The organism is Mesorhizobium sp. NPDC059025 (genome assembly GCF_042739655.1).
Taxonomy (GTDB): Bacteria; Pseudomonadota; Alphaproteobacteria; order Rhizobiales; family Rhizobiaceae; genus Mesorhizobium.
Genome location: NZ_JBHYIM010000004.1, coordinates 386,846 through 403,182, shown reverse-complemented (window position 1 = coordinate 403,182; position 16,337 = coordinate 386,846). Strand labels below are relative to the sequence as shown.

Here is a 16,337-nt window from a genome sequence, read left to right as displayed (position 1 = left end):
GATCATGCCGATGATGTTTCGGGGAATTTTCCTGACGTCGACCAGCCCGGGCGAAACCGCGGAATTCTATCGCCGTGTCGCCGGCCTGCCGCTGGAACAGGTCGGCACGCCGGGCAGCTATGTTTACTGGCGGGTCGACCGCGACGAAATTCAGCTGGCGATCCACGAGGCAGCGGCTTTCGCTGCCTACGCCCATCCGCCTCTGGCCGGTTCGAACCTGACCCATCTCTATTTCAAGATCGATGACAGGGAAGGCTTTCTTGCCCGATTGGAGGCGCTCGCCATCGAACCCTTCGCCCTCGACGACGTCGTCGTCACCGTCGAAGACCCCGATGGCCGCAAGGTGATGTTCGGCACCGCTTGAAGACTTGCCCGCCTCCATTGGAGACGGGCAAAGGCAGCCTCAGTGTCCTGCGCTCTTCTTCGCCTTCCTGCGTCGCGCCAGCATGTTGAGCGCCTCGACCAGTGCCGAGAAGCCCATGGCGGCGTAGATGTAGCCCTTCGGCACATGATAGCCCATGCCGTCGGCAATCAGCGTCATGCCGATCATCAAAAGGAAGCCGAGCGCCAGCATCACGATGGTCGGGTTCTTGGCGATGAAGTTCGCAAGCGGAGCAGCCGCCAGCAGCATGACCACCACGGTGACGATGACCGCGATGTACATGATGGCGATCTCGTCGGTCATGCCGACGGCGGTGATGATGGAATCGACCGAGAACACCAGATCGAGCAGCAGGATCTGCACGATCGCGCCACCCAGGCTGATCTGCAGCGTCTCGCCGATCATCGAATCCTGATGATCCTGCGGGTCGACCGTGTGATGGATCTCCTTCGTCGCCTTCCAGACGAGGAACAGGCCACCGGCGATCAGGATCAGGTCGCGCCAGGAGAAGTCATGGCCGAAGGCGCTGAACACCGGCGCCGTCAGCCCGACGATGATCGAGATCGTGGCCAATAGCAGAAGCCGCATGATGAGCGCGGCGCCAATGCCAAGCCGGCGCGCCCGGGCACGCTGGGCTTCCGGAAGCTTGTTGGTCAGGATGGAGATGAAGATCAGGTTGTCGATGCCGAGAACGATCTCGAGCGCGATTAGGGTCAGCAACGCGACCCAGGCGGTCGGGTCGTTGACGAAAGTGAAGTACGGCGCAAGAAACTCGATGATCTGCATGGAGGTCGTCTTCCCCTTGAACGATCTGAAGCAGGCAAATTAGGTTTCGGCGGCAGTTAGGTACGACGGCTCCCGTCTTCAATGTCACAACCAGAAGGACGGAACCGTTTCTTCCAGTCTTGGTCCGCGGCGAAACGGCGCAACACGTTCCGCCAGACCAGTTCGGTCAGAGATATCAACGCCAACGCCACAGATTGTGGCAGGTCCATTGGCTGCTTCGAAGCGGCCCTTCGGCACCTTCGAGAGGAACCGGTTGAGCGGCTCTTCCTTGTCCATGCCGAGCGAGGAATCGTAGTCGCCGCACATGCCGGCATCGGTCAGATAGGCGGTTCCGCCATTGAGGATCTGATGGTCGGCGGTCGGCTGATGGGTGTGCGTGCCGACCACGAGCGAGGCACGGCCGTCGACAAAATGCGCGAAGCACATCTTTTCGCTCGTCGCCTCGGCATGGAAATCGATCACGACGGCATCGGCCTGCTCGCCGAGCGGACAAGCGGCAAGCTCGCGTTCGCCCGCCTGGAACGGGTCATCGAGCTCGGGATGCATGAACACCCGCCCCATGATGTTCGCAACCAGCACGCGCGCGCCGTTGCGCGCGATATAAACACCCGAGCCGCGCCCAGGCGTACCCTTGGGGAAGTTGGCTGGCCTCAGGAATCGTTCCTCGCGCGGTGCGAAGTTCAGCGCGTCACGCTGGTCCCAGACATGGTTTCCGGTCGTCACCACATCGGCACCGGCGGCGATCGTCTCGCGGAAGATCTCCTCGGTGATGCCGAAGCCGCCGGCGGCGTTCTCGCCGTTGACGATGACGAAATCCAGTTTGAAGTCGGAGATCAGGCCGGGCAGTTGTTCCCACACTGCCGTGCGGCCCGTCTTGCCCACCATGTCGCCCAGAAAAAGCAGTCTCATGCAGTCATCTATAACTGCTGGGAAAACCGCCGCAACCCGCTCTCTGTCAGGATTTCGGGGATGACCACGTCATGCGGCTCGTCCGGAACCTCCGCCACCTCCTGGCAATCGAAGGCGATGCCGATCAGGCGTGGTTGGTTGCCGGCATCCTGCAGCCTGGCGATCGCCCGGTCATAATAGCCGGCGCCATAACCGATGCGGTGACCGCGGGCGTCGAATGCGGCGAGCGGGATCAGCATGATATCCGGATCCAGCACCTCGGCCTCGTCGCCGGGGCCATGCGTGCCGAATCCCATTTCGACCAGCGGCGCGCCACGCACCAGTTCGCGAAAGGCGATCGTGGTCTTGTCGAGAATCGCCGGCAGGCACAGCCGTGCTCCATGTTCGCGCAGCGCGAACATCATCGGCCGCACGTCGACTTCCGAACGCATCGGCCAGAAGCCGGAAACGATCGCTCCGTGTTCGAAGGAAATGCTGTCGCGCGCGGTCTCCGCCATCTCCAGCGACGCCTCGATGCGCCAGAACGGGTCGAGCGCGTCGCGGCGCGCCAGAGCCTCCTTGCGCAGTTGTTTCTTGCGTTCCTTGTGCATGATGGGAAGGCACTCCTGTCGGCTCGCAGCGCCTATGCCATGGCACGGCAACGCGCACTGTCGCAACGGCGACCTTAAGCCAACACAGCCCGAGACAAAAAAGGGGGAAGTGACGATCCACGCAACCGGTGGAGAAGTTGATCCCGGGAACCTACAAAGTAGGTGGGCGCCATATGTCCGAACCCACGGGTCCGGTCAGGGACAGCTCCCTTCGAGATCAATAAGGCCCCGGGGAAATGTCTCTCCTGCCGCGAGACGCAGACCGTCGCCGGCAAATATAGAGCGCCGCCGACCAGCTTGCCAGTGGGCATCTTTGTCTTACCCGTCTTTTAGCCAAACCACCCGTGGCTTGCCCCTTCCGCCGCCCGCCTCTAGATTCGCAGTGACGGAACTGGAGTTTTCGATGCGGTTTGAAGGAACATCGGCCTATGTCGCCGACAAGGATCTGATGGTGGCGGTGAATGCGGCGATCGCGCTGGAGCGGCCGCTTCTGGTCAAGGGCGAGCCGGGCACCGGCAAGACCGAACTTGCCCGTCAGGTGGCAGCCGGCCTTGGCCTCGATCTCATCGAATGGAACGTGAAATCCACCACCAAGGCGCAGCAGGGCCTCTATGAATACGATGCCGTCTCGCGCCTGCGCGACAGCCAGCTTGGCGACGCGCGTTTCAACGACATCCACAATTACATCAAGCGCGGCAAGCTTTGGGATGCCTTCGCCGCCGGCAGAAAGATCGTGCTTCTGATCGACGAGATCGACAAGGCCGATATCGAGTTCCCCAACGACCTGCTGCAGGAACTCGATCGCATGGAGTTTTTCGTCTACGAAACGGGCGAGACCATCCGCGCCAGCGTGCGCCCGATCGTCATCATCACCTCCAACAACGAGAAGGAACTGCCGGACGCCTTCCTGCGTCGTTGTTTCTTCCACTACATCCGCTTCCCCGACGTCGACACTCTGCATCGCATCGTCGATGTGCACTATCCGGGCATCAAGCAGAGCCTTGTGCGTGCGGCACTGACCCAGTTCTACGAAATCCGTGACGTGGCGGGCCTGAAAAAGAAGCCGTCGACCTCCGAAGCGCTCGACTGGATCCGTCTGCTGGTTGCCGACGACATCTCGCCGGAGGATCTGCGCGCCGACCCGAAAAACGCCTTGCCCAAACTGCATGGCGCACTGCTCAAGAACGAACAGGATGTGCATCTGTTCGAACGTCTGGCGTTCATGGCCAGACGCCAGGGGTAAGAGAAAGCCTTGTTTAGCGCGCGGGCGCGTAGCGGCTGACCACGATGCCGCAATCATAAGCCTTGGCGCCGAGCAGCTTCAGGTTCTGGAAGCCGGCCTCGGAAAAGATCCGCGTTCCGCGGCCAAGTGCAGCCGGATTGATATAGAGCTGGATTTCGTCGACCAGACCGGCCGCTATCAGCGCCGAAGCGAAACCGGCACCACCGAATACGCCGATATTGCTGCCTTCTTCCGCCTTTAACAGGCCAAGTTCCCTGGCGAGGTCGCCCGAGCGCACTTCCGTACGCTCCCAGCGTGACATGTCGAGCCGATCGCTGGGCACCACCTTGCGCACCTCGACGATGCGCTGCGCAAAGGCGTAGAAAGGATCTTGCGGATAACGCCTGGCCGCGTTGCCCCAATGGGTGAGATATCCCTCCTCGGCCATCTTGCTGCTCAGGAGAATGGTGTCGATCGATTGGAAATGGCTGTTGAAGTCGCGCTTCAACGCTTCGTCCCAACGATTGTCGTCGGCCCAATTCCAGACCTGCCAGTCCTTGTCCTCTTCGGCACCGACAAAACCGTCCACCGACATCTGCATTTGAAGGATGAGCTTTTTCATTGCGGAAACTCCTCGAACTGGGGTTGAAGATTTGATCAGGCCACGGCACCGGAAACGGCCAGCGTCTCTGCCGCCCAGCGCTCCAACGTCGTCGGCGTCGTGTTGCGGGCATTTGGTGTCTCGAGCGTCCAGCGCTCGCCTTTGTTGAAGCTGGTCGCAGTCTCGATCAGCGCTTCGATGAAACTGGCCGATATGCCGACCTGCAACATTCCTGCGCGTGCATCGTCATAGGATACGGTCTGGTAGGCCACATCGCGGCCGATCGCCCTGCCGAGGATCGCTGTCGCCTCCGCCAGTGTGTAATAACCGCCGCCGTGCAGTTCGATGACCCGATCGCCTGGCCAGTCGTCTGCGGCCAGGAGCTCCGCGGCACGCACACCAATGTCGCCGGCGGCGATCAGCGGCATCGGCAGGTCGCCGCGGAACGGTGTCGCGAAGACGCCGGTTTCGGCCTGCTGAAGGAAACCCATGCCCTTGACGAAGTTCTCGTTGAAGAAACCCGCACGCAGATGCACCAGCTCTGGCAGGCCCAGCGTCTCAAGCCGATCCTCCATCTCGGCCGCACCCAGAGATGTGCCCATCTTGAGATGCGCGTTGAGACCGCTCAACAACACGACACGGCTGACTCCGGAACCGGAAATTGCGTCTGCCAGCCGCGACCCGACTTCACGCTCGAACCCATGCAGATCCGCAACCTGTACATCGAACGGAATCATCACATAGGCGGCATCCGCGCCGGCGAAGGCGCGGTTCAGACCTTCCTGGTCCGACAGTGAAATGCCGAGGCTGCGCGCCACGCCTCTGACGTTGTGTCCTTGCTGACGCAGCCTTGTCGATGCCGCGGCACCAACCTCGCTGGTCGCGCCAACCACCACGATGGTGCGTTTGCCGGCATTCCGGTGATCGAAACGGGTCATGGTCTCTTCCTCCTGGATTGAACGCCGGATCGACGCTCGAACGGTTTACAATTGGAATTGTTGACATCGACCCAAAAAGATGTCAATAGTAAATCACTTTAAAAATGGAAGCGAAAATGTCCGGCAAGGAAAAATCGGATTGCCCCATCAACCTGTCCCTGGAGGTGATCGGTGACCGATGGACGCTGCTGATCATCCGCGACATGATGTTCGCCGGCAAAAGACACTTCAGGGAGTTCCTGCAGTCGGAAGAAGGAATCTCGTCACGCACGCTGGCGGATCGCCTGCAGGCCTTGCAGGACGAAGGCATTGTGACCCGCCATGACGATCCAACCCACAAGCTGAAGGCTGTCTATCGTCTGACCGCGGCCGGCATCGATCTATTGCCGGTTCTGGTAAATCTGGGAGTCTGGGGCAATCGTTACCGTCCGGCGGACCCCGAGTTGGGTGCGATCGCGGAAGGGCTCTCCGCCGGTGGCGCCGTCGAACAGATGAAACGGCGGCTGGCAGCCGAGCATCTCGACCAGGCGTGAAGCCAATCCGCCGTCACCGGCGAACTCCAGCGCCACCGGGGACCGTTGCGGCTCTGACAATGGAAAGGCTCGGCTGTGCCATCGCATTGGCACAACCCCGTAGGTACAACGGCCCACATTGAAGGGGAGCCGAACCATGACCGTTACCGTCCGCCCGCTTGAACAGTCCGATCACGCCGAATGGCACCGGCTATGGACAGCCTATCTCAAATTCTACAACACCGTTCTGCCGGAAGAGACCTATCAGCTCACCTGGAAACGATTGTTCACACCTGGCGAATATGAACCGCGTGGCTTCATCGCCCTCGTCGACGGTGAGCCCGTTGGCCTCACCCACTACATGTACCACCGCTCCTGCTGGGCCGAGGCGAACAACTGCTACCTGCAGGATCTGTTCGCGGATCCCGAAATCCGTGGCAAAGGCGTCGGCACCGCCTTGATCGACGCTGTCAGGCAGACCGCCAAGGCAGCCGGCGTCGTCAATGTCTACTGGATGACGCACGAGACCAATGCCACCGCGCGCAAACTCTACGACCGCGTGGCGCGCCGTACCGGCTTTATCGAATACGACCTGATGTGAGTTGCGCGGGCGGGACTGTTCGATCCCGCCCTTTCGTCAGCTGGATTTGTCGGCGACCCAATCGTGCCAGTCGTCCTCCGAGCCGTGGAAGGCATTGAGGTCGATCTTGCCGGCGACGCCATGCGACAGGCCGGAACCCGAATATTGCCAGAACACCCACTTGCGGCCGGGATAGACCTTGGAAGGGTGCTGGGCGACGGCGCGCAGCCAGAACGGATAATTCTGGAACTCACCCCTCAGGTTGTCGCGGTAGAAGTCGGGCGCCGTGTAGATGATCGGACGCTGGCCGTAGTGCCTTTCCAGCTTGTCCATGAACACCTGCATCTTCTCCAGCACTTTCTCGCGCGAAAGACGCCGCTTGCAGCTGGATTCACCATTGTATTCGACATCGATGACCGGCGGCAAAGCACCCGGCACTTTCGGCACGTTGCGAATGAACCAGTCGGCCTGTTCACTGGCAACGCGGCACCAGTAGAAGAAATGATAGGCGCCTCGGCGCAGCCCGGCCTCGTTTGCCTCGCGCCAGTTCTTCTTGAACATCGGATCGAGATGGTCGCCGCCGTCGGTCGCCTTGATGTAGGCGAAGTTGGCGCCCTGGCTGCGCAGCTTCGCCCAGTCGATGTCGCCCTGCCAGCGCGAGACGTCGACGCCGTGCACGGCAAGCTGCCTCGGTGAGGTGGTGCGGCCAAAATTGATCGGCTTGGCATCGCGGAAGCGGCGCGCATAGACGTCGCCGCGAACGATCGCCGCCTTGCGGATCACCGGCTTTTCCGCTGGCGTCAGGATTGCCGGCTTCATCGCGGGCAACGGCATGGCCGGCATGCCGGGTTCCGAACCGGCGAAGGATTCCACCTCTGGAATGGGCGCCTCCGGAATGGGCGCCGCCATCGCCACTTGCGGTGCGGGCGCTTCACGCAATTCGGACCTGATGCTGGCGCTCGGCACCGGGCTGTTCGGCCGGGTGATCGAGCTCGTCGTCTCGGAGGACGGCCCCGGCGACAGGACTTCGTCCATGCCGGAGCTGGAAGCGCAGCTGGCGAGCGCCGCGCAGGCAAGCAGAATTGCCGACACCGTGGTGAAACGCATGAGAACCCGTACGCAAGAACAAGAACCGGAGACGGGTGCCGATACAAAACTCCCGCCAAGGGAATTGCTAACGGGAAATTACCAAAAAAGGCTGAATCTTATTTTTACCATGAGTGTGGCAGCCGTGCGGGTTTGGGCCGCCCTTGCCTCCACGCCCGTGCCGACGCACATTGGCGCGATGTTCATCCCGTTCTTCCTCGAATTGAAGGCCGCGAAAGTTCCCGTCTCGCTGCGGGAATACCTCACCTTGCTGGAAAGCCTCGAGGCGGATCTCGTCAGCTATGACGTCGAGGGATTCTACTATCTTGCCCGCGCCACCCTGGTGAAGGACGAGCGCCACATTGACCGTTTCGATCAGGTCTTCTCGCACTATTTCAAGGGCGTGGAGGCTGTCTCGGGCGAAGGCGGCGTCGATGCCGCGGCCTTGCCGGAGGAATGGCTGCGCCGGCTGGCGGAAAAGACGCTGACCGAAGAAGAAAAGAAGCTTGTCGAAGCGCTGGGCGGCTTCGACAAGCTGATGGAGACGCTGAGACAGCGGCTGGAGGAGCAGAAGGGGCGCCACCAGGGTGGCTCGAAATGGATCGGCACAGCCGGCGCCTCGCCTTTCGGCGCCTATGGCTACAATCCCGAGGGCGTGCGCATCGGCCAGGCGGAAAGCCGCAACCGACGTGCCGTGAAGGTGTGGGACAAGCGCGAATTCAGGAATTTCGACGATAGTGTCGAGCTTGGCACCCGCAACATCAAGGTGGCGCTGAAACGGCTGCGTCGCTGGGTGCGCGAGGGCGCTGAAGAAGAACTCGATCTGCCGGGCACCATCCATGCCACAGCCGAGCACGGCTATCTCGATGTCCAGACCCGGCCGGAACGGCGCAATGCGGTCAAGTTACTGATGTTTTTCGACGTCGGCGGCTCGATGGACGACCATATCAAGGTGGTGGAAGAGCTGTTCTCAGCGGCGCGCGCAGAGTTCCGGCAGCTTGAATATTTCTACTTCCACAACTGCCTCTACGAGGACGTCTGGAAGGATAACCGCCGTCGCTACACCGAGAAGATCCCGACTTTCGACGTGCTTCACAAATATGGTCACGACTACAAGGTCATCTTCGTCGGCGACGCCTCGATGAGTCCGTATGAAATCGTCTCGCCGGGCGGCGCGGTCGAACACTGGAACAAGGAAGCCGGCATTGCCTGGCTGCAACGCGTGCTCGACCAGTGGCCGAACGCGGTCTGGCTGAATCCGACGCGCGAGCAGCATTGGGGTTACACGCATTCCACAAGCATGATCCACGACATCTTCGGCGGTCGCATGTACCCGCTGACATTGACCGGCCTGGAAACCGCGACAAGACAACTGTCGCGAAAACACTGACTGCTCCTCGCTCCGGCAAACAAAAAACCCGGCCGAAGGCCGGGTTTTCGCAAACTCAGGGAAGGAAGCGATCAGGCAGCCTCTTCCTGCTCGGTCTCTTCGTTGTCAGCCTTGGCACCCCGCTTAGGGCCCTTGTTGAGGTTGACCTCGATCAGGCGGACAGCTTCGGTTTCCGACATACGGTTCACAGCCGCGATCTCGCGGGCCATGCGGTCGAGCGCAGCTTCATAGAGCTGGCGCTCTGAGTAGGACTGCTCGGGCTGGTTCTCGGCGCGGTAGAGGTCGCGCACGACTTCCGAAATCGAGATGAGATCGCCGGAGTTGATCTTCGCATCATATTCCTGGGCGCGGCGCGACCACATGGTGCGCTTCACGCGGGCACGGCCCTGCACGACCTTAAGCGCGCGGTCGACGTAATCGGTCTCGGAAAGCTTGCGCATGCCGATCGAGGTCGCCTTGGCGACCGGCACCTTCAGGCGCATCTTGTCCTTCTGGAAATCAATGACGAACAGCTCCAGCTTGTGGCCCGCCACCTCTTGCTCGTCGATCGAGACAATCTGGCCGACGCCATGCGCCGGGTACACGATGAACTCGCCGGTCTTGAAACCGTGACGGGCTGCGGATGCGGACTTCTTCTGCGGGGTTGTCGTTGCCATTACGCCCTGAACTCCTTGTTGTGGCGCCGGCAGGCCTCTGCCGGCAGAACTGGGGCTGCCGGATCAGGTCCGGCCTGGAATGCCACACAACAAGCGAAATCCTCCGGAAAAAGCCTGTGCCGGCCAACCGCAAAACTGCGTCCGCCTGGCCCAGAATGCTCTGGTCCGGAAATAGGAAGTCACCTTTCGATGATTAGGGGCGTGTTCGCCATAAATCGACGTTGTGTCACCGGCATGTTTTTTCCGTGTAACACAAAAACTCGCAAGAATCAAGATTTTGCTGCATTCGCGAAGGACAAGCACTACCCCGCTCGTCAAGACGGTTAGCACAATCCTGCTGTTAAAGCTGGGGATCGCCCTGGACCGTCAGTCGCCGCCGCCCGGCTCTGCAGAGAAATATTTCTCGAACTTCTCGGTCTCGCCATCGAACTGCTTGGCGTCAGCCGGCGCGTCCTTCTTGGTGGTGATGTTGGGCCATTTCTCGGCGTATTCGGTATTGATCTGCAGCCACTTGTCGAGACCCGGTTCGGTATCCGGCTTGATGGCGTCGGCCGGACATTCCGGCTCACATACGCCGCAATCGATGCACTCGTCCGGATGAATGACGAGCATGTTCTCGCCTTCGTAGAAACAGTCGACCGGACAGACCTCGACACAATCCATGTACTTGCATTTGATGCAGTTGTCGGTGACGAGGTAGGTCATGGCCTGCTCCGGGAAAGTCCCGTTCTTCTATCTCTAGAGCGTTTCCGTCTTTCACGGAAACGCGGAAACGCTCTAACTCTTTATTTGGCGCAATTCCGGACGGAAAACCGCTACACACTTTTCCTAGAATTGCGCTTCTTGCCGGTCAGGTAACGTCTTTGCCCACCTCTTGCAAGGCCGGCTCATTCCAACGAATTGGCCCAGGTGGGTTTTGCATTCCAACCGCCACGCCGCAACGGGCGTTTATGCTCCTCAATCCTCGTCCCGCAACCGATCGGTCTGCCGCCGCTCCTTCTTGGTCGGGCGGCCACTGCCGGTGTCGCGCAGCGGCATGATCGCGTCCGGTAGCGCCTCCTTGCGGTCGGTCGGCACCGGCGACATGTCCTCGTAGAGCGTGCGCGCTTCTTCCGCGGGGCCGCGCCGGACACCTGGAGCCAGAACTTTCCAGACCAGGATTCGGCCATCGAGCGTGATGGTCAAAACATCACCGACCTTGACCAGATCGGATGCCTGCGCTGCTTTGTCGCGGTTGATGCGCACCCGTCCCGCAACCGCCAGCTTGGCAGCCAGTGACCGCGATTTTACGGCACGTGCAAAGAACAGCCACTTGTCGATGCGCTGGCGACCCTCGGCAACCATCGGTTCAACGACCGAGGCCGCGCGCCGAGGGACGCAGGCCTGTCATCTACTTCTTCAACTGGTCGCGCAGCGCGGCCAGCTTGGCGAAAGGCGAGTCGGGGTCGAAACGCACCGGACGTTCCTCACGCGGCTTTTGGAAAGATGGCTTGCCAGCCTTGCCCTCCGGCCTGCGGCCGTCCTGCTTACCCTTCCACTCGGGCCGGCCTTCGCGCCGGTCCTGACGTTCGCCTTGCGGTTTGCCGCCGGGACGATCCGGCCGGCCGCCTTCGCCATTCGCGCGTCCCTTGAAGCGGTCCCGGGAAAAACGCTCGCGGTTGTTGCCCTGATCGGCACCTTCGCGATCGGAGCGCTGGCGGTTGTTTTCGCCTGCCGCCTGCGCGTTGCGGCCGCCACGGTGATGACGGTTGTCGCGGCGATGATCGAAGCGCGCCTGCCGCCACAGCAGGATCGGCTTCGGCTCTTCCGTGTCCGCCTTGGCCGCTTCGCCGGCTGCGGCGCTGCTTTCGCTGGCGACAGCTTCGGCCTGCGGCTCGACTTCGACCACGCCCTGCTCGGTCGCCCCGGCTTCATCGGAAGCATCGGCTGTTGCGACAACTTCCTCAGTCTCTTCAGCAACCTCAGCCACTTCAACGGGCTCGACCGCCTCGGCATTCTCTGCGCCGTCTTCGATGCCATCGGCCTCGGCAGTGTCTATGGAGACGGCCTCTACTTCCGACGTTTCAGTGGCCGGCTCGGAAACCGGCTCGGCATCGGCTGCGGCAGGCCCCTCGGCGGCAGCCGCCTCGACGGTCTGCGCAGCTACCTTTGCGGCGGCATCGGCCGCGGCCTTCGCTTCCGCGGCGTCGCGGGCCGCCTGGTCAAGTTGTTCGAGCTTGGCCTTGACGTCCACCGCAGGCTTCGGCTCGGCACGGTAGCCGAGACCCTTCAGGATCTCCTCCATGTCGTCGGCCGTTGCGCCGAGGATCGACATCATCGGCGGCGTCACCATGAAAGCCTGGCCGTCATAGGCGCCGTCCGGACGAACGCCAAGACCCGGCTTCCAGTTGGTCGCCGGACGGATGAGGTCGGCCAAACGCTCGAGAATGTCGACGCGCACCGCTCGACGGCCGAGGTTACGATAGCCGGCCAGACGGTAGAATGTCTTGTCGTAGGTCGGATCGATCACGATCGAGGTGCGACCGGAAGCCAGCGCGTGGACCACGTCGCCGAAGCCCGGCTTATCCTTGCCGTCGTTCTTCAGCGCCCACAACAGCGTCACAAGGCCCGCTGGCGCCGGCTTGATCAACGACGGTACGAAAACATGATAGGCGCCGAAACGCACGCCGAGGCGTCGCAGCGCCGCACGGCCTTCCTGATCGAGCGTGCGCATCTCTTCGGCGATGTCGCGCCGGTTGATGAGGCCGAAATGCTCGACGAGCTGGAAGGCGATGCCGCGAGCAATCCCGGTCAGCTGCTCGGCATTCTTCATGTCCACCAGCGGCTTCAACAGCAGCTCGACCTGGAAATTGACAAAACGATCGGCGCGCGCCGCGACCTTGTCACGCGCCGGACCGGTCAGTTGCTCGTCGGCAAGCAGCACCAGTCGCGGCTTCAACGCGTCTTCGCCGGCAACCAGCGTACCGATCGGCGCGCCGATCCAGCGCAGCACGCCATCAGAACCCAAGGCGATGTCGTTGTTACCGGACGCCGCGAAGCGTTCCGCGCGGGCTTCGAACTCGGAGGCAAGTGCCTTCTGTGCGGCTGAACGCACAGCCTTGGCATCTTCGCCGCCGGCGCCCTGGTCGGCCGTGAAGCGGAACCCTTGCAGTTCGCCGACATGATGGCCCTCGACGAGGACGGTTCCGGTTGGGCTGATTTCGGCTTCGGGCATGGTATTTTCTCTAAGGCGCCGCATGAGGACGGAAGTCCTGCGATCAACGAAGCGTTTCGTCAACCGCTCATGCAACGCGTCCGACAATCTGTCTTCGATTTCCCGTGTCTTTTCTTGCCAGTGTGTCGGATCGGCAAGCCAACCTGGACGATTGGATACAAAAGTCCACGTGCGAATCTGGGCGATGCGATGCGAAAGCGTGTCGATGTCACCCTCGGTGGTGTCGGCACGACGCACCTGTTCAGCCATGTAGCTTTCGTCGACATGGCCGCGCCTGGCAAGGTCCATATAGATGGAAGCAATGAGGTCAGCGTGCTGTGCGGGAGCGATCTTGCGGTAATCCGGCAGGACGCAGGCTTCCCACAGCAGGGCCACACGCTCGCGGTTGGTGGCAAGCGCACGGATTTCGCCGTCCTTCGAGAGGAAATCCAGAGCCTGCGCATCGACGGCAGGCAGGGCGCGGGTCAGCCCTTCAACCGGCGCGTTGGTCTCGATCGAACGCTTCAGCGCATCGAGGTTGGAAAAATCGAAGGTCGGCGTGCGCCATTGCAGCACTTTCACCGGCTCGAAATCATGACTTTCGATCTTCTGGACGAGGTCTTCGTCGAGCGGGTCGACCTGGCCGGTGACGCCGAACGTGCCGTCGCGCAGGTGCCGGCCGGCACGGCCGGCGATCTGGCCGAGCTCTGCCGCGGTCAGGTTTCGGTATTGATAGCCGTCAAACTTCCTGTTCTGGGCAAAGGCGACGTGGTCGACATCGAGGTTCAACCCCATGCCGATGGCGTCGGTCGCAATCAGATAATCGACATCGCCGGACTGATAGAGCGCCACCTGTGCATTGCGGGTGCGAGGCGACAATGCGCCGAGCACGACTGCCGCACCACCCTGCTGGCGGCGGATCAACTCGGCGATCCCATAGACCTCATCGGCCGAAAAGGCGACAATGGCCGAACGGCGCGGCAGACGGGTCAGCTTCTTGGAGCCGGCATAGGCAAGATGCGACAGGCGCGGCCTGGTCACCACCGATACGCCGCGGAGCAATTTCTGCAGGATGCCCTGCATGGTGGCGGCACCCAGAAGCAATGTCTCCTGCCTGCCGCGCAGGTTGAGAATACGGTCGGTGAAGATGTGACCGCGTTCGAGATCTCCGGCCAATTGCACTTCGTCGATGGCAACGAATGCGGCGTCGGTCTCGCGCGGCAACGCTTCGACGGTATGAACCGAATATCGCGCCCCGGCGGGCTGGATCTTTTCCTCGCCCGTTACCAGCGCGACCTTGTTGGCGCCGACCTTCTCGCACAGCCGGGCGTAGACTTCACGGGCCAGCAGGCGAAGCGGCAAGCCGATGATGCCGCTTTCATGCGCAACCATTCTCTCGATCGCGAGATGCGTCTTGCCCGTGTTGGTCGGGCCGAGCACGGCCGTGACGTCACGGCCTGAAAGGATCAGCGGTTCGGTGGGTTTGGGATGGATATTCATCGGCCCGGAAAGAAGACCTTTTCCCGTCATCGGCGCCGCCTTGCCCGGCGACAGCGCACACATAGGCATTCAGGCGCCGGAGCGAAAGCAGAATGTTCATGGAAGCGTCGCACCCGTTCACCCGGTCCTGCCTTTTGCACCGCAGAATTAACGTACGGAACGAGTCTGGAACGAATCAGCGACGAATCGCTGACTCTTCGCGATTCACGGTTCGTTCACGGCTAGATATGGATCTCGGCTCACTGAGTCGCACCACATGCTGAATCGGCTAATCGACCAAACCATCCGCTTTTCACAACTGCCGTTAACTTTTGCCGGCAAGAGGCATCCACGCGAGTGCCGGCTAACGAGCCGACCAGTTCAAGCCGCTGAAATAACAGCATTTTCTTAATGGCCATTAACCACATCCGACACTTAACCGTCCATTTTCATTAACAATTCGACCAAAGCCGGAACGAATCGGCGACGAATCGGCGATCGCAGGAGTTTCCTGTTTTGTTCACCCCAACATCTGGTGTTGTGCACAGCTTGTCCACCAATGATTCACAGGCTTCCGACGCATTTATTCGCCATGCGACGGACCAACATTAATGTTTGCGTGCCGGAACGGCACAATCAGCCAGGCATCGGCGAGCCTTCCCCACGGTCGAGACGGCCTCTTTTTTCGCCGCCGGGGTGGCGCGTGTCCGCTTCAAACCGGGATCGGTGGTCCATTTACAGAAGCGCAGGCACCTCCATACGGTGGGGCCCCAGCAGCCGGAACAGCCCCTATGGAATCCCAAAACTCGTATCGGACCTTGATGTCGATCCCGGGCCTGCCGCCGCTCATCCTCGCGGCAACGCTGTCACGACTGGCGGCACGCATGTTCGGCCTTACCCTTGTTCTGTTCGTCCTGGCACGTTTTTCGTCACCGGCCCTGGCCGGTTGGCTGACTTTTGCCGCGATTGCTCCAGGCCTCCTCGTCAGTCCCGTCGCCGGTGCATTGCTCGACCGCGTCGGTCCGACAACGGCGGTCCGAATCGACCTGATCGCCAGCGCCGCCTTCATCGCCGCGGTCAGCATTGCCGGCTGGGCGGGCTGGGCGAGCCCGCCGGTTCTGTTCGTCCTGGTGGTACTGTTCTCGCTCGCCGGTCCTCTGGGTGCATCCGGCACGCGGACGCTTCTGCCGCGGCTCGTGCCCGCCCATGCGCTCGATCGGGTCAATGCTCTCGACACCGCGGTCTATGCCATCTCCGATGTCGCGGGGCCGGCACTGGCCGGCCTGACCGTAGCCCTGCTTGGGCCGGAGGCTGCGCTGTCGATCATCGCCTTTGCCTATGCCGGCGCCGCTGTCTGCCTGTCTTATGTTCAACGGCTGCCGGGGCTGGCATCACGCCATGCCTCCCTGCTACGCCAGACGATCGAGGGCATTGAGATGGTGGCACGGCAGCCTACGCTGCGCGGCCTCGCTGTCTCCTACTCGTTCTATCAGGTCACCTGGGGCGTGCTCGTCGTGGTGGTGCCGGTGTTCGTGGCCGAGCGTTACGGCGTGACGGAAAGCAGTTCGGTGACCGGCGCGCTGTGGGCTGCCATGGGCATTGCCGGCGGTATCGGAGCGCTTCTGGCGGGTCATCTGCGCACGACGGGGCGCGAGCGCCATGTCATGGCGGTCGGCATGGTTGTCACGGCCCTGGCTGCCTGGCCGGTCGCGGCGGAGTTCGGGCTGGGTGGGCTGGCCATCGGCCTGATGATTGCCGGCATGGTGTCGGGCCCGATCGATGTTGCGCTGCTGACCTTGCGCCAGCGCCGCACAGATCCGCACCAGCTCGGCCGCGTCATGTCGATTTCCATGAGCCTGAACCTGGCCGGCTTCCCGCTCGGATCCGCCATCGCAGGCATGGTCATCACGCAATCGATGTCCGCTGCCTTCATCATCGCCGGCTGCGCATCCGTCATCGCAGCCGCGGCCACGGCATCGATCCCCCGCGATGTCGCCCCCGCAAAATAGGGTC

General features: G+C 61.7%; 16 protein-coding genes and 1 other RNA gene. 6 read left to right on the top strand and 11 right to left on the bottom strand.

The genetic code is table 11. From position 1 onward, the window contains the following. Nucleotides 1-4 precede the first annotated feature (4 nt). A complete protein-coding gene (locus ACFWYE_RS13255) occupies nt 5-364 on the top strand; it encodes a VOC family protein (RefSeq protein WP_379111848.1) in 360 nt (119 codons plus the stop codon). 39 nt (nt 365-403) lie between these two features. On the opposite strand, the gene ACFWYE_RS13250 is transcribed toward ACFWYE_RS13255, so the two are convergent. From ACFWYE_RS13250 to ssrS, 4 genes are all read right to left on the bottom strand, one after another. Next, the gene (locus ACFWYE_RS13250; protein WP_144222769.1) at nt 404-1,168 is read right to left on the bottom strand and encodes a TerC family protein; all 765 of its coding nucleotides are present in this window, start codon (nt 1,166-1,168) and stop codon (nt 404-406) included. An 84-nt stretch (nt 1,169-1,252) separates the two neighbouring features. After that, nucleotides 1,253-2,077, bottom strand: coding sequence for a YmdB family metallophosphoesterase (locus ACFWYE_RS13245; RefSeq protein WP_129412756.1), 825 nt, complete (start codon nt 2,075-2,077; stop codon nt 1,253-1,255). Nucleotides 2,078-2,085: 8 nt separating this feature from the next. Beyond that, entirely contained in the window at nt 2,086-2,667 is a 582-nt protein-coding gene (locus tag ACFWYE_RS13240) for a 5-formyltetrahydrofolate cyclo-ligase (RefSeq protein WP_144222771.1), read from the bottom strand. 110 nt (nt 2,668-2,777) lie between these two features. After that, a non-coding RNA gene (gene ssrS, locus ACFWYE_RS13235) (6S RNA) lies at nt 2,778-2,934 on the bottom strand. 136 nt (nt 2,935-3,070) lie between these two features. Here ssrS and ACFWYE_RS13230 point away from each other — a divergent pair. Next, on the top strand, nt 3,071-3,910 hold the full coding sequence (locus tag ACFWYE_RS13230; protein ID WP_379111846.1) for an AAA family ATPase: 840 nt from the start codon (nt 3,071-3,073) through the stop codon (nt 3,908-3,910). A gap of 13 nt (nt 3,911-3,923) precedes the next feature. On the opposite strand, the gene ACFWYE_RS13225 is transcribed toward ACFWYE_RS13230, so the two are convergent. Together ACFWYE_RS13225 and ACFWYE_RS13220 are read right to left on the bottom strand one after the other, a co-directional pair. Next, nucleotides 3,924-4,511 (bottom strand): dihydrofolate reductase family protein, encoded by a 588-nt coding sequence (locus ACFWYE_RS13225; RefSeq protein ID WP_379111844.1) that lies wholly within the window; start codon nt 4,509-4,511, stop codon nt 3,924-3,926. Nucleotides 4,512-4,546: 35 nt separating this feature from the next. Beyond that, nucleotides 4,547-5,428 (bottom strand): NmrA family NAD(P)-binding protein, encoded by an 882-nt coding sequence (locus ACFWYE_RS13220; RefSeq protein ID WP_379111842.1) that lies wholly within the window; start codon nt 5,426-5,428, stop codon nt 4,547-4,549. Nucleotides 5,429-5,544: 116 nt separating this feature from the next. On the opposite strand from ACFWYE_RS13220, the gene ACFWYE_RS13215 reads away from it, so the two are divergent. Both ACFWYE_RS13215 and ACFWYE_RS13210 read left to right on the top strand, forming a co-directional pair. Beyond that, nucleotides 5,545-5,961 (top strand): winged helix-turn-helix transcriptional regulator, encoded by a 417-nt coding sequence (locus ACFWYE_RS13215; RefSeq protein WP_379065860.1) that lies wholly within the window; start codon nt 5,545-5,547, stop codon nt 5,959-5,961. Between the two features lie 136 nt (nt 5,962-6,097). Further along, nucleotides 6,098-6,541: a GNAT family N-acetyltransferase gene (locus ACFWYE_RS13210; protein WP_379111840.1), complete on the top strand. Its 444-nt coding sequence runs from the start codon at nt 6,098-6,100 to the stop codon at nt 6,539-6,541. A 36-nt stretch (nt 6,542-6,577) separates the two neighbouring features. Here the strand turns inward: ACFWYE_RS13210 and ACFWYE_RS13205 are convergent, their stop codons facing one another. After that, the gene (locus tag ACFWYE_RS13205) at nt 6,578-7,627 is read right to left on the bottom strand and encodes a GH25 family lysozyme (protein WP_379065856.1); all 1,050 of its coding nucleotides are present in this window, start codon (nt 7,625-7,627) and stop codon (nt 6,578-6,580) included. A 178-nt stretch (nt 7,628-7,805) separates the two neighbouring features. On the opposite strand from ACFWYE_RS13205, the gene ACFWYE_RS13200 reads away from it, so the two are divergent. Continuing rightward, nucleotides 7,806-8,996, top strand: coding sequence for a VWA domain-containing protein (locus ACFWYE_RS13200; protein WP_379111995.1), 1,191 nt, complete (start codon nt 7,806-7,808; stop codon nt 8,994-8,996). 71 nt (nt 8,997-9,067) lie between these two features. Here the strand turns inward: ACFWYE_RS13200 and ACFWYE_RS13195 are convergent, their stop codons facing one another. The 4 genes from ACFWYE_RS13195 to ACFWYE_RS13180 form a co-directional block, all read right to left on the bottom strand. Continuing rightward, complete coding sequence (locus ACFWYE_RS13195; protein ID WP_054313823.1) at nt 9,068-9,652, bottom strand: CarD family transcriptional regulator; 585 nt, start codon at nt 9,650-9,652, stop codon at nt 9,068-9,070. Between the two features lie 366 nt (nt 9,653-10,018). After that, nucleotides 10,019-10,357, bottom strand: coding sequence for a ferredoxin FdxA (fdxA, locus tag ACFWYE_RS13190; RefSeq protein ID WP_024922886.1), 339 nt, complete (start codon nt 10,355-10,357; stop codon nt 10,019-10,021). 252 nt (nt 10,358-10,609) lie between these two features. After that, on the bottom strand, nt 10,610-10,996 hold the full coding sequence (locus tag ACFWYE_RS13185) for an RNA-binding S4 domain-containing protein (protein ID WP_379111838.1): 387 nt from the start codon (nt 10,994-10,996) through the stop codon (nt 10,610-10,612). A gap of 46 nt (nt 10,997-11,042) precedes the next feature. Next, nucleotides 11,043-14,345: a helicase-related protein gene (locus ACFWYE_RS13180; RefSeq protein ID WP_379111993.1), complete on the bottom strand. Its 3,303-nt coding sequence runs from the start codon at nt 14,343-14,345 to the stop codon at nt 11,043-11,045. A gap of 770 nt (nt 14,346-15,115) precedes the next feature. Between ACFWYE_RS13180 and ACFWYE_RS13175 the strand changes: the two genes are divergently transcribed. Then, the gene (locus ACFWYE_RS13175; RefSeq protein WP_379111836.1) at nt 15,116-16,333 is read left to right on the top strand and encodes an MFS transporter; all 1,218 of its coding nucleotides are present in this window, start codon (nt 15,116-15,118) and stop codon (nt 16,331-16,333) included. The last annotated feature ends 4 nt before the right edge of the window (nt 16,334-16,337 follow it).